Origin of the sequence: Streptomyces sp. SM18 (assembly GCF_002910775.2) — a bacterium.
In the GTDB taxonomy this organism is placed as follows: domain Bacteria; phylum Actinomycetota; class Actinomycetes; order Streptomycetales; family Streptomycetaceae; genus Streptomyces; species Streptomyces halstedii.
The window spans coordinates 4,624,614-4,637,111 of record NZ_CP029342.1; the positions used below are offsets into that span (position 1 = coordinate 4,624,614).

The following is a 12,498-nucleotide window of genomic DNA, read 5'->3' on the forward strand; positions in this document are numbered from 1 at the left end:
GGGGGCCGAAGGGCTCGGTCCGGGCGGCGTGCCGAGGCCGGGTCCGGGTGTAGGAGCCGGTTCCACGGTTCTCATCCCGCTCTCATCCCAGGCTTAACTCCTCATCACGCCCGCTCCATATCTTCGCGCCATGTTCTTCACCTACCTCCGGCGCGAGCTGCGCCGCCGCAGAAAGGCGGCGCTCGTCGTCGCCTCGGGGCTCGCCCTCGGCATCGCGCTGGTCATCGTCGTCAGCTCGGTCTCCTCCGGCATGAGCAAGGCCCAGGACAAGGTCCTCCAGTCCCTCTACGGCCTGGGTACGGACATGACGGTGACCAAGGCCGCCGCCGCACCGGGATCCGGCGGCACCGAGCGGCCCCGGTTCGAGTTCGACGCGAAGGACGACGACGAGGCGTCACAGAGCACCGACCGCGTCATGGTCCAGGGCTTCCAGACGCTCGCCGCCGACACCGTCGACAAGGTGGGTGCGCAGGACGGGGTCGCCGACGCCGTGGGCGGGCTCAGCCTGACCGTCATGAAGGTGGACGGCCAGTTCAAACGCGGCGAGTTCAAGCAGGACGAGAGCGCGTCGCAGGGCGGCCAGGGCGGTCGTGGCGGCGGTGGCGGCGGCCAGCCGCAGGGCGAGGTCCGTGGCGGTGGAGCCTCCTTCGACGTCAACTCCTTCACCGTGTACGGCACCGACGTCACCCGGCAGGACCTCGGCCCGCTGACCTCCTCCACGATCACCAAGGGCCGCACCTTCAAGACCTCCGAGACCGACGCCGAGGTCGCGGTCGTCGACTCGGCGTACGCCAAGGAGAAGGAGCTCGCCCTCGACAAGACCGTCACGGTCTCCGGAACCGACTACACGATCATCGGCATCTCGACGGCGGACAGCGGTGACGCCGCCGCCAACGTCTACGTCCCCCTCAAGCAGGCGCAGACCCTCGCGGACGCCAAGGACAAGGTCACCACGGTCTATGTGAAGGCCACCGACTCGCAGAAGATCGAGCCCGTCAAGGCCGCCATCCAGAAGAACGTCTCCGGCACCACGGTCACCACGTCCGCCGACCTCGCGGACACCGTCTCCGGCTCCCTGTCCACCGCCTCGGACCTGGCCGCCGGCGTCGGCCGATGGCTGTCCGTCGCCGTACTGGTCGCCGCCTTCCTCGTCGCGGGCCTGCTCACCTCCTCGGCGGTCAGCCGCCGCGTACGGGAGTTCGGCACCCTCAAGGCGCTGGGCTGGAAGAGCGGCCGCGTCACTCGGCAGGTCATCGGTGAGGCCCTGGTCAACGGCCTGATGGGCGGCGTCCTCGGCATCGCCGTCGGACTCGTCGGCGCGTACGCCGTGACCGCGATCAGCCCCACCCTGACCGCCCAGCTCGGCTCCTCGGGCGGCGGCGGAGGCCGCATGGGCGGGGGCGGCCCGATGGGGGGCGGCGGTCCCGGCGGGCAGTCCGCGTCCAAGACCCTCGACATCGCGCTGACCGCCCCGGTCTCCCTCACCACGATCCTCGTGGCCGTCGCCCTGGCCGTGGCGGGCGGACTCGTCGCCGGGGCCTTCGGCGGCTGGCGGGCCTCCCGGCTGCGGCCGGCCGACGCGCTGCGCCGCGTCGCGTAACACCGCCCCGCCGCTCCCCCTTCGTACGTACAGCAGGAGTCCACACGTGTACCAGCTCAAGGGCGTCACCAAGCGCTACATGCGCGGCAAGAACCCCGTCGACGCGCTCGCCGGCGTCGACCTGACCATCGAGGACGGCGGCCGGCTCGTCATCCAGGGCCCGACCGGGGGAGGCAAGTCCACGCTCCTCCAGATGCTCGGCGGCCTGGACCGGCCCACCTCCGGCACCGTCGAACTCGACGGCGTCGACCTCGCCACCCTCCCCGAGTCCCGGCTCACCAAGGTCCGTGCCGAGTCCATCGGCTTCGTCTTCCAGAGCTTCAACCTCATCCCCACGCTCTCCGCCCAGGAGAACGTGGAGACCGCGCTCGTACCCCTCGGCCTCGGTGCCAAGGCCCGCCGCGAGCGGGCCGCCGAAGCCCTGGAGTCCGTCGGCCTCGGCGACCGGCCCACCCACCTGCCGAGCGAGATGTCCGGCGGCCAGCAGCAGCGCGTCGCCATCGCCCGGGCCCTGGTCAAGCGGCCCAAGGTGCTGCTGGCCGACGAACCGACCGGCAACCTCGACGAGTCCATGCGCGACGAGATCATGGAACTGCTCGACGGGCTCTGGAAGGAGCACGGGCTGACCTTCGTGATGGTCACCCACGACAGCTCCCTCGCCCGCAAGGCACCGAGGGTGGCGACCATCCGCAAGGGGAAGGTCACGGTGACGGAGAACGCGGCGGCCTGAGGCCGCGGAGGGGGCCGGGGTGTAGCGGGCTACACCCCGGTTCCGGGGGCGGCCTCCCTCGTACCGCCCGGCCCACGGCGGAAGACTGGAACCCTCGCCCCGACCACGGAGGAATCCATGAAGGCCCTGCTCTGGTTCGTACTCTGCGCCGCACTCGTCGCCAACGTCATGCTCAACCTCATGGAGGAGAGCGGGCTCCGGATCGGGCTCAGCGTCTGCGCGGGCGTGGCCGTCATCGCGTCCGGCGTCGCGCTGTGGGTCCTGCGCGACCCGCACGAGTCCTGACCGGCCGACCCTGGGAAATGTGAGCTTCGCCACGCGTGCGAGCCGCAGTCGTACGCCCGCGGGCGCCCGGCCGTCCCCGGACGAAGCGGACACCGGATACGGCCTCCCAGGCGCCGGGCAGCGCAGATCGTGGCCAGTATGTGGATGCGAAGGAAGATCTTCGGCGGGCACTGGGACAATTGGCCGGTGCAATGGTTCCATACGTCTCCGGAAGCAGCGTCGCTTTCGTGAGGTTCTCCTCCTGGAGGGGGACCAGCGACGCCCCAGGGACGGGAGCGTCGAGCGCATGACGCCCACCCATGGAAGGTCTTGATCAGATGCCGACCACCTCCGCACACCGCCCCCACGCCGAGAACCGTGTCATCGAGCCGCTCTACGCGGAGATCCTCCGGCGCAACCAGGGCGAGAAGGAGTTCCACCAGGCGGTCCGCGAGGTCCTCGAAACCCTCGGACCGGTGCTCGCGCAGCGCCCCGAATTCGTCGACGCCCGCATCATCGAGCGGATCTGCGAGCCCGAGCGCCAGCTCATCTTCCGGGTGCCGTGGTCGGACGACTCCGGAGACATCCACGTCAACCGGGGCTTCCGCGTCGAGTTCTCCAGCTCGCTCGGCCCGTACAAGGGCGGACTGCGCTTCCACCCGTCCGTCAACCTCGGCATCGTCAAGTTCCTCGGCTTCGAACAGATCTTCAAGAACGCCCTCACCGGCATGCCCATCGGCGGTGGCAAAGGCGGCTCCGACTTCGACCCCAAGGGCCGCTCGGACGCCGAGATCATGCGCTTCTGCCAGTCCTTCATGACGGAACTCCACCGTCACCTGGGTGAGTACACCGATGTCCCCGCCGGTGACATCGGTGTGGGCGGCCGCGAGATCGGCTACCTCTTCGGCCAGTACAAGCGGATCACCAACCGCTACGAGTCCGGCGTGCTCACCGGCAAGGGCCTGGGCTGGGGCGGCGCCCTGGTGCGTACCGAGGCCACCGGCTACGGCTGCGTCCTGTTCACCGCCGAGATGCTGCGCAGCCGTGGCGAGTCCCTGGAAGGCCAGCGCATCGCGGTCTCCGGCTCCGGCAACGTCGCCATCTACGCGATCGAGAAGGCGCAGCAGCTCGGCGCGACCGTCGTGACCTGCTCCGACTCCGGCGGTTACGTCGTGGACGAGAAGGGCGTCGACCTCGCCCTGCTCAAGGAGATCAAGGAGAACGGCCGCGGCCGGATCTCCGAGTACGCCGAGCGGCGCGGCACGCACGTGCGATACGTCGAGGGCACCGGCGTCTGGAACGTCCCGGTGGACGTGGCACTGCCCTGCGCCACCCAGAACGAACTGCACGAGGCGGACGCGCTCACCCTCGTCCGCAACGGGGTGAAGGCGGTCGCCGAGGGCGCCAACATGCCGACCACCCCTGAGGCGGTCCGGGTGCTCCAGGAGGCCGGTGTCGCCTTCGCGCCCGGCAAGGCGGCCAACGCGGGCGGTGTGGCCACCAGCGCGCTGGAGATGCAGCAGAACGCCTCCCGCGACTCCTGGTCCTTCGCCCACACCGAGGAGCGGCTGGCGGAGATCATGCGCCACATCCACGACTCCTGCTACACCACGGCCGAGCGCTACGGCAGCCCCGGCAACTACGTGGTGGGCGCCAACATCGCGGGCTTCGAGCTGGTCGCGGACGCGATGCTGGCCCAGGGCCTGATCTGACCCGACGCGACTCATCCGTCCCACCCGCCACGCGGGAAGGCCCGGCGCGCTCTTCGCACGCCGGGCCTGCGCCGTGAGCCCCCGTGACGTACCGTCACCCGGCCACACGCGGTAGGACGAACACGCCTCGCGCCACGCACGGTTTAGCGGACAGCAGATCAGCCCGGCGCGGAACGCCACCCCCTCCCGCGCGGGCCCCCGCGCTCCTAGGCTGGAGCGATGAGCAGCCGCCCCGCACAGGACCGCGCCCCTGTCATCCCCCTCCGCCCCGTCGTGCCCAGGCAACCGCTGTGGCGCGACGTGGTCGGTGACGTCCTGCGGGGCGAACGGCTGGCGCAGGGGAGGACGCTGAAGGACGTGGCGGAGGCGGCCCGCATCTCGGTGCCGTATCTCTCGGAGATCGAGCGGGGCCGGAAGGAGGCCTCGTCCGAGGTCCTCGGAGCCGCGAGCCAGGCGCTCGGCCTCGGACTCACGGACGTCCTCACCCTGGCCAGGGACGCCCTGACCCAGGGCGTCTGGACCCAGAGGCCCCGGGCGTCCGGCTCGTCCCAGGCCCCGGAGCGTACGGCCCGCGTGATATCCGCCGGACGGCCCCGCGCCCCGGGCCCCCGCGGCACAGCCCCTCTCGGGGAGGTGCGACTGGCCGCCTGAGCCGTCAGGGAGAGGGCCGTGTGTCCGTCGGCGAGGCCTTGGGAAGGTCAGCCGTCAGTCTTCGCAATGCCCGTCGGGCAGGCGCGGCCCCAGTTCGTCTCGGAGGGGGACTCCAGGGTGGCGCCCGTGCCGCCGATGCCGCAGTAGCCGTCGGGGTTCTTGTCGAGGTACTGCTGGTGGTACGCCTCAGCCGGCCAGAACGTGCGGCCCTCGGCCGGGAGGATCTCCGTGGTGATCTCGCCGAGGCCCGCGCCGGTCAGGACACGCTGGAAGGCCTCGCGGGACGCCGCCGCGGCCTCCGCCTGCTCGGGGGAGTGCGTGTAGAGCGCCGAGCGGTACTGCGTGCCCACGTCGTTGCCCTGGCGGAAGCCCTGGGTCGGGTTGTGCGACTCCCAGAAGAGTTTCAGCAGCTCCGCGTAGCTCACGACCGTCGGGTCGAAGACGACACGGACCGCTTCGGTGTGGCCGGTCAGACCCGAGCAGGTCTCGTCGTACGTCGGGTTCTCGGTGTATCCGCCCTGGTAGCCGACGAGGGTCGTCCAGACCCCCTCGGTCTGCCAGAACTTACGTTCGGCGCCCCAGAAACAGCCCAGCGCGAAGTCGGCGACCTCCAGCCCCTCCGGGTACGGCCCGGTCAGCGGGTTGCCGAGGACCGTGTGGCGGGACGGGACCGAGAACTCCGGCACGGGGCGGCCGCGCAGGGCCTCCTCGCGGGTGGGGAGCTGTGGGGTGCGGCGGGTCAGGAACATGCGGGGCTCCTCCGGGTTTCGGGATACGCCTGGTACAACACGGCCGGTGGCGCGGGTGTTCCGCCCGCTCAGGGCGTGGACGACGGCGGTTCCGCGCGGTCCTGGGCCGGGGCCGGGCCCTGCTCGCCGGACTCGTACGACGCCAGGTACTCGGTGGTCTTCTTCCTGGTGCGGAGCCAGAAGAACACGGCGAGGCCGATCAGGACGAGCGGGATCAGGCGGGCCATCGGGTGACCTTCCGGTCGGAGGGGCGGAACGGGGGAACAGGAGAACAGGCGCGGGGAAGGGTGTCGGGAGCTGCCGGGGAAACGCGAAGGAGCTACCGGGGAAGCGTCGCGGGGCTGCCGCCGTTCGCCTCGTACCCGGCGACCGCCAGCGCGCGACAGACCGTGTACTCGGCGGCCGGGTCCGGGTTCTGGGTCCAGGGCAGCGCCCCCACGTGGCCGTCGATGTGGACCAGCTGGTGCATCGCCTCCGCCCAGCGTTCCATGCGGACCAGGAAGAGCACCAGCAGATGCCGGACGTGGGCGAGCATCGGATCGTCCGGGCGGGCCGCGTGCACCGCGAACAGGGCGCCCTCGACCGCCTTCGTCACCCCCTCACCCTGGTAGAAGCCCCGCACCAGGATGACCTCGGGCAGGTGCTCGTACACCGCGAACAGCGGCAGCGCGGCGAGCAGCGAGCCCTGCGGGGCGCGGGCGGCGGCGGTGGTCGCGAAGCGTTCGGCGTCCTCGCGGGAGCCGTGCCACTTCTCGCACCAGAAGTGCAGGGCCGCGATGTGCGCGCCCATGTGCGCGGGCGACCGGTCGATGATCTTCGCCCAGAGCTGGTCGAACTGCTCGTGGGAGTAACCCAGCCCGCGCGCCACGGCCAGCTCCACGAGGTACGGGACGGGGTCGCCCGGCGCCAGCAGGGCCGCGTCCCCGCAGACCGTACGGGCCTCCTCCAGGATCACCCGGAAGTCGTCCGTGCCCACCGTGCCCGTGCGCCACGCCTGCTGGACCAGGAACTCCGCGTGGACGGCGGCGGCACCCGCGTCCTTGGGGGCCTCGGACCGCCAGTTCCGCAGCCAGGCCCCTCCCTGGCCGGGCCGCTGGGCCAGCTCCAGGGAGGCCGCGCCGGCGAACGCCTGCACCCGCTGCCAGCGGGTCTCGCTCTCCTTGGGGGTGGCGGCGAGGAGTTGGGAGGCGGCCCGCCAGTTCTGGGTGGCCTGCACCACGTCGAGGACGTCGAGGAGATCCTGGTCGGGGCCGGGCATCCGGACGTCCAGCTCCTCCTGGCGTGCGAAACCGTAGGTGTCCGGGTCCGCGGCGTCGGGTGAACCGGGCGCGACCAGACGGATGCCGCCGCGGCGGCGGCGCATGACCGGGCCGACGACCGCGGCGAGCATGCACAGCGCGAGCAGGAACCACAGAATCTCCATGCGGTCCATTGTCCCGGACCGGCAACCGTACGCCGCAGTGGCCCGTAAGTGCTCCCGGGACGAACTACGCTCGGCCCCATGAGCGACCAGCACAGCTTCGAGACCCTCGCGATCCACGCCGGGAACACGGCGGATCCCCTCACCGGCGCCGTGGTCCCGCCGATCTACCAGGTGTCCACGTACAAGCAGGACGGCGTCGGCGGGCTGCGTGGCGGCTACGAGTACAGCCGCAGCGCCAACCCGACCCGCACCGCACTGGAGGAGAACCTGGCGGCCCTGGAGGGCGGCCGTCGCGGACTCGCCTTCGCGTCCGGCCTCGCCGCCGAGGACTGCCTCCTGCGCACGCTGCTCACGCCCGGCGACCACGTCGTCATCCCGAACGACGCCTACGGCGGCACCTTCCGGCTGTTCGCGAAGGTCGCGTCACGCTGGGGCGTGGAGTTCTCGGTGGCCGACACCTCCGACGTGGACGCGGTACGCGCGGCGGTCACCCCCCGTACCAAGGCGATCTGGGTGGAGACCCCGTCCAACCCGCTGCTCGGCATCACGGACATCGCGGCCGTCGCGGGCGTGGCCCGGCAGGCGGGCGTGCGGCTCGTCGTCGACAACACCTTCGCCAGCCCCTACCTCCAGCAGCCGCTCGCGCTCGGCGCGGACGTGGTGGTGCACTCCACCACCAAGTACATGGGCGGGCACTCGGACGTGGTCGGCGGCGCGCTGGTCACCGGCGACCCGGAGCTCGCCGAGGAACTGGCGTACCACCAGAACGCGATGGGCGCCGTCGCCGGGCCGTTCGACGCGTGGCTGGTGCTGCGCGGCATCAAGACGCTGGCGGTGCGCATGGACCGCCACGACGAGAACGCCACCAAGGTCGCCGACCTGCTGACGCGGCACGCCAAGGTGACCCAGGTCCTCTACCCGGGGCTGCCCGACCACCCGGGGCACGAGGTCGCCGCCAAGCAGATGAGGGCGTTCGGCGGGATGGTGTCGTTCCGGGTCGCGGGCGGCGAGGAGGCGGCGGTCGAGGTCTGCGACCGGACGAAGGTCTTCACGCTCGGTGAGTCGCTCGGCGGTGTGGAGTCGCTGATCGAGCACCCGGGACGGATGACGCACGCGTCCACCGCCGGCTCTCCGCTGGAGGTCCCGTCCGACCTGGTCCGGCTGTCCGTCGGCATCGAGAACGCCGACGACCTGCTGGCCGACCTGACCCAGGCGCTCGGCTGAGCACCGCGTCCGGCGGGCCGGGGCCACGACCCCGGGCCGCCGGGCACACGCCGCCGGGTGCCCGCGCGCCCGGCGGCCGGGTCCTCAGTCCTCCTGCGACGGCTGGTGCGCCGCCGCGCGGGCGGCCAGTGACGTGTTGAAGCGGGCGAGCAGCGAGCAGAAGACGTCGCGCTCCTCCTCGGTCCAGTCGTCCGTCACCCGGGACATCAGCTCGCGGCGCGAGGTGCGGACCTCCTCCAGGCGCGTCTGGCCGCGCGGCGACAGCTGGAGGACGACCGCCCGGCCGTCCTCGGGGTGCGAGGTCCGCTTCACCAGGCCGGTGTCCACGAGCGGCGCGACCTGCCGGGTCACGGTCGAGGAGTCGATCCCCATGCCCGCGGCCAGGGCCTTGACGCCCATCGGGCCCTCCTTGTCGAGCCGGTTGAGCAGGAGGTAGGCGGCCCGGTCCATCGAGTTGCGTACCTGGCCGACGCCGCCGAGGCGGGTCTGCTCGGCGCGTCGGGCGAAGACGGCCACCTGGTGCTGGAGAGCGTCGAGGAGGTGGTCCGCCCCAGGGTTTCCGGAGGCTGTGCCCCCGGAGGGAGACGCGGCAGTCGACATGTCCTGAGGGGGCATGGCGGGAGCTCTCTTCGTGCGGTGTCGGATGGGTGGGGGACAGAGTACGCGGCCACGGGGCAACATGTACCAGCGCTGCACAAACCTGTGGACAACACCGCAGCCCGGCATGAGACACGACGGCCCGGACGCCCTGGAACTGCAAGACTTGCGGTCATGACCTTCCGCACGGCAGCCCCTGTCCCGCCTCTGATCCTCGACGACGTCCGGGGCGCGCAGAAGATGCTCGCCGGGGTGGCCAGAGCGACCGCCATGGAGGGCAGCCGCCATCTGACGTCGCTGGTCGGTGCGCCGGTCCACCTCAAGTGCGAGAACCTCCAGCGCACCGGTTCGTTCAAACTGCGCGGCGCCTACGTGCGGATCGCGGGCCTCAGCCCTGTCGAGCGGGCGGCCGGGGTGGTCGCCGCGAGCGCCGGGAACCACGCGCAGGGTGTCGCCCTGGCCTCCTCGCTGCTCGGTGTGCGCTCCACCGTCTTCATGCCGGTCGGCGCTCCCCTCCCCAAGGTGGCGGCGACCCGGGAGTACGGCGCCGAGGTCCGGCTGCACGGCCAGGTCGTCGACGAGACGCTGACCGCCGCGCAGGAGTACGCGGAGGAGACCGGGGCCGTCTTCATCCACCCCTTCGACCACCCGGACATCATCGCGGGCCAGGGCACCGTCGGACTGGAGATCCTGGAGCAGTGCCCCGAGGTCCGCACCGTCGTGGTCGGAGTGGGCGGGGGCGGTCTCGTGGCGGGGATCGCGGTCGCGGTGAAGGCGGTGCGTCCCGACGTACGGATCGTGGGGGTGCAGGCCGAGGGTGCCGCCGGGTATCCGCCGTCCCTGGCCGCCGGGCACCCGGTGGCGCTGGAGTCGGTGCGGACGATGGCCGACGGCATCAAGGTCGGCCGCCCCGGGGACATCCCGTTCGGGCTGGTCCGGGACCTGGTGGACGAGGTCCGCACGGTCACCGAGGACGAGCTGTCCAGTGCGTTGCTGCTCTGCCTGGAACGCGCCAAGATGGTCGTCGAGCCGGCCGGGGCCAGCCCGGTGGCGGCCCTGCTGAGCGACCCGGAGGCCTTCCGGGGCCCCGTCGTGGCCGTGCTCTCCGGCGGCAACGTGGACCCGCTGCTGATGCGGCGTGTGCTGACCCACGGCCTGGCGGCGAACGGCCGCTACCTCAGCCTGCGGCTCCGCCTCACCGACCGGCCCGGGGCGCTCGCCGCGCTGCTGTCCACGCTGTCCCGGGCGGACGCCAACGTGCTGGACGTGAGCCATGTGCGGACCGACCCGAGGCTGGGACTCACCGAGGCGGAGGTGGAGGTCCACCTGGAGACCCAGGGACCCGAGCACTGCGCGGAGGTCGCCGCCGCCCTGCGGGCCGCGGGCTACCGGGTGATGGACTGAACCGCCGGGGGCGGAGGGCGCCGGGGGCGGGGCCGCCCTACGGGGTGAGGGCATGGGGAGGGCGCGCCGAAAAGCCGTTGTGACTCGCGATGTATCGCGATACCGTGCATCGCCGAGCACTTCGGCGTTCCCGGTGCGTGAGGACCGGGGACCCTACGATCACGCTCAGGAAGTCACCCGAGAGCAACTGGGGGAGTCCCACATGCCAGGCGCCATTTACGCCGAAGGTCTGGTGAAGACCTTCGGTGACGTACGCGCGTTGGACGGCGTCGACCTCGACGTCCCCGAAGGCACGGTCCTGGGCCTCCTGGGCCCCAACGGCGCGGGCAAGACGACCGCCGTGCGCGTGCTGACGACCCTGCTCCGGCCCGACAGCGGGCAGGCGGTCGTGGCGGGCATCGACGTGCTGAAGAACCCCAACGAGGTGCGCCGCTCGATCGGGCTCTCCGGCCAGTTCGCGGCCGTCGACGAATACCTCACCGGCCGCGAGAACCTGCGGATGGTCGGCCAGCTCTACCAGATGAGCGCGCGCGACGCGAAGAAGCGGGCGGGGCAGCTGCTGGAGCGGTTCCACCTCGCCGACGCGGCCGACCGCACCGCGAAGACGTACTCCGGGGGCATGCGCCGCCGCCTCGACCTGGCGGCGGCGCTCGTCGTCTCCCCGCCGGTGATGTTCATGGACGAGCCCACCACGGGCCTCGACCCGCGCAACCGGCAGCAGCTCTGGGAGGTCATCCAGGACCTCGTCGCCGGGGGCACGACCCTGCTGCTGACCACGCAGTACCTCGAAGAGGCCGACCACCTCGCCCACGACATCTGCGTGATCGACCACGGCAGGGTCATCGCGCGCGGCACCTCCGACCAGCTCAAGGCCCGCACCGGCGGCGAGCGCGTCGAGGTCGTCGTCCACCGCGGCCACCAGATCGAATCCGCCCGCTCGGTGCTCGCCGCCTACGGCACGGGCGAGATCGCCGTCACCGCGCACACCCGCAAGCTGACCGTCCCGGTCACCGGCGGGGCCCGACTGCTCGCCGAGGTCATCCGCGACCTCGACGGCCGCGGAGTGGAGATCGACGACATCGGGCTGCGCCGGCCCACCCTCGACGACGTCTTCATCTCGCTCACCGGCCACGCCGCCGAGCAGGCGAAGAACGGCGAGTCCGGACCGACCGAGGCGGGAGCCACCGAGTCCGGACCGGCCGGGTCCGACCAGGACCAGAAGGAGGGCGAGCGATGACCGCCACCGCACCCACACCGGAACTCGCCCCCCGAGTGCGCCGGGGAGCCATCGCCCAGTCGGTCATGGACTCCCTGGTCGTCGCCCGGCGCAACCTGATCCGCATGATCAGGATCCCCGAGATGGTGATCTTCGGTCTGATCCAGCCCATCATGTTCGTGGTGCTGTTCACCTATGTCTTCGGGGGCTCGATCAAGGTCGGCGCCACCATCTCGCCCCAGGCCTACCGCGAGTTCCTGATGGCCGGCATCTTCGCCCAGACGGTCACCTTCGCCACCGCCGGGGCCGGGGCGGGCATCGCCGACGACATGCACAAGGGGCTGATCGACCGGTTCCGGTCCCTGCCCATGGCCCGGGGCGCCGTCCTCACCGGGCGTACGATCGCCGACCTCGTGCAGACCACCCTCACCCTCGTCGTCCTCGCGGGGGTCGCGCTCATCGTCGGCTGGCGGACCCACGAGAACATCGGCAAGGTGCTGCTCGGCTTCCTGCTGCTGCTCCTGCTCGGCTACGCGTTCTCCTGGATCGGCGCCCTGATCGGCCTGATCGTGCGTACGCCCGAGGCGGCCACGTCCGGCGGGCTGATCTGGCTCTTCCCGCTCACGTTCATCTCCAACGCCTTCGTGGACGCCAACCAGATGCCCACGTTCCTGCGCCACCTCGCCGAGTGGAACCCCTTCAGCGCCACGGTGCAGGCCTGCCGGGAGCTGTTCGGCAACCTGCCGCCGGGCTTCGTCACCCCGGACGCGTGGCCGATGCGGCACCCGATCCTGGCGTCGGTCCTCTGGTCGGTCGTCATCCTCCTGGTCTTCCGGACCCTAGCGGTCCGCAAGTACCGCTCGGCGACCGCCTGAGCACCGGCCGGCGACCACGAGCGGCCCGCGACCACGAGCGGTCCGTGACCACG

At 71.7% G+C, this 12,498-nt stretch carries 13 protein-coding genes; 9 read left to right on the plus strand and 4 right to left on the minus strand.

Annotation, left to right across the window (positions count from 1 at the left end):
- Nucleotides 1-130 precede the first annotated feature (130 nt).
- The 5 genes from B9S64_RS21060 to B9S64_RS21075 all read left to right on the plus strand — a co-directional run bounded on the left by B9S64_RS21060 (nucleotide 131) and on the right by B9S64_RS21075 (nucleotide 4,957).
- Entirely contained in the window at nucleotides 131-1,600 is a 1,470-nt protein-coding gene (locus B9S64_RS21060; RefSeq protein ID WP_103490642.1) for an ABC transporter permease, read from the plus strand.
- 46 nt (nucleotides 1,601-1,646) lie between these two features.
- Entirely contained in the window at nucleotides 1,647-2,330 is a 684-nt protein-coding gene (locus B9S64_RS21065; RefSeq protein WP_103490643.1) for an ABC transporter ATP-binding protein, read from the plus strand.
- Nucleotides 2,331-2,447: 117 nt separating this feature from the next.
- Nucleotides 2,448-2,615, plus strand: coding sequence for a hypothetical protein (locus tag B9S64_RS34565; protein WP_181012238.1), 168 nt, complete (start codon nucleotides 2,448-2,450; stop codon nucleotides 2,613-2,615).
- A 317-nt stretch (nucleotides 2,616-2,932) separates the two neighbouring features.
- Nucleotides 2,933-4,306 (plus strand): NADP-specific glutamate dehydrogenase, encoded by a 1,374-nt coding sequence (gdhA, locus tag B9S64_RS21070; protein ID WP_103490644.1) that lies wholly within the window; start codon nucleotides 2,933-2,935, stop codon nucleotides 4,304-4,306.
- Nucleotides 4,307-4,525: 219 nt separating this feature from the next.
- A complete protein-coding gene (locus tag B9S64_RS21075; RefSeq protein ID WP_103490645.1) occupies nucleotides 4,526-4,957 on the plus strand; it encodes a helix-turn-helix domain-containing protein in 432 nt (143 codons plus the stop codon).
- Nucleotides 4,958-5,004: 47 nt separating this feature from the next.
- On the opposite strand, the gene msrA is transcribed toward B9S64_RS21075, so the two are convergent.
- The 3 genes from msrA to B9S64_RS21085 all read right to left on the minus strand — a co-directional run bounded on the left by msrA (nucleotide 5,005) and on the right by B9S64_RS21085 (nucleotide 7,129).
- Complete coding sequence (gene msrA / locus B9S64_RS21080) at nucleotides 5,005-5,706, minus strand: peptide-methionine (S)-S-oxide reductase MsrA (RefSeq protein ID WP_103490646.1); 702 nt, start codon at nucleotides 5,704-5,706, stop codon at nucleotides 5,005-5,007.
- 68 nt (nucleotides 5,707-5,774) lie between these two features.
- Nucleotides 5,775-5,933, minus strand: a complete 159-nt coding sequence (locus B9S64_RS34570) for a hypothetical protein (RefSeq protein WP_181012239.1) — start codon at nucleotides 5,931-5,933, stop codon at nucleotides 5,775-5,777.
- 92 nt (nucleotides 5,934-6,025) lie between these two features.
- Complete coding sequence (locus B9S64_RS21085) at nucleotides 6,026-7,129, minus strand: hypothetical protein (RefSeq protein WP_103490679.1); 1,104 nt, start codon at nucleotides 7,127-7,129, stop codon at nucleotides 6,026-6,028.
- A gap of 78 nt (nucleotides 7,130-7,207) precedes the next feature.
- Here B9S64_RS21085 and B9S64_RS21090 point away from each other — a divergent pair, with 78 nt between their 5' ends.
- Nucleotides 7,208-8,353, plus strand: a complete 1,146-nt coding sequence (locus B9S64_RS21090; RefSeq protein WP_103490647.1) for a cystathionine gamma-synthase — start codon at nucleotides 7,208-7,210, stop codon at nucleotides 8,351-8,353.
- An 84-nt stretch (nucleotides 8,354-8,437) separates the two neighbouring features.
- On the opposite strand, the gene B9S64_RS21095 is transcribed toward B9S64_RS21090, so the two are convergent.
- A complete protein-coding gene (locus tag B9S64_RS21095) occupies nucleotides 8,438-8,968 on the minus strand; it encodes a MarR family winged helix-turn-helix transcriptional regulator (protein WP_103490648.1) in 531 nt (176 codons plus the stop codon).
- A 156-nt stretch (nucleotides 8,969-9,124) separates the two neighbouring features.
- On the opposite strand from B9S64_RS21095, the gene ilvA reads away from it, so the two are divergent.
- The 3 genes from ilvA to B9S64_RS21110 all read left to right on the plus strand — a co-directional run bounded on the left by ilvA (nucleotide 9,125) and on the right by B9S64_RS21110 (nucleotide 12,445).
- On the plus strand, nucleotides 9,125-10,354 hold the full coding sequence (gene ilvA / locus B9S64_RS21100; protein WP_103490649.1) for a threonine ammonia-lyase: 1,230 nt from the start codon (nucleotides 9,125-9,127) through the stop codon (nucleotides 10,352-10,354).
- 202 nt (nucleotides 10,355-10,556) lie between these two features.
- Entirely contained in the window at nucleotides 10,557-11,591 is a 1,035-nt protein-coding gene (locus B9S64_RS21105; protein WP_103490650.1) for an ATP-binding cassette domain-containing protein, read from the plus strand.
- Nucleotides 11,588-12,445: an ABC transporter permease gene (locus tag B9S64_RS21110; protein WP_103490651.1), complete on the plus strand. Its 858-nt coding sequence runs from the start codon at nucleotides 11,588-11,590 to the stop codon at nucleotides 12,443-12,445. The genes B9S64_RS21105 and B9S64_RS21110 overlap by 4 nt, the downstream gene beginning before the upstream one ends.
- Nucleotides 12,446-12,498: the final 53 nt, after the last annotated feature.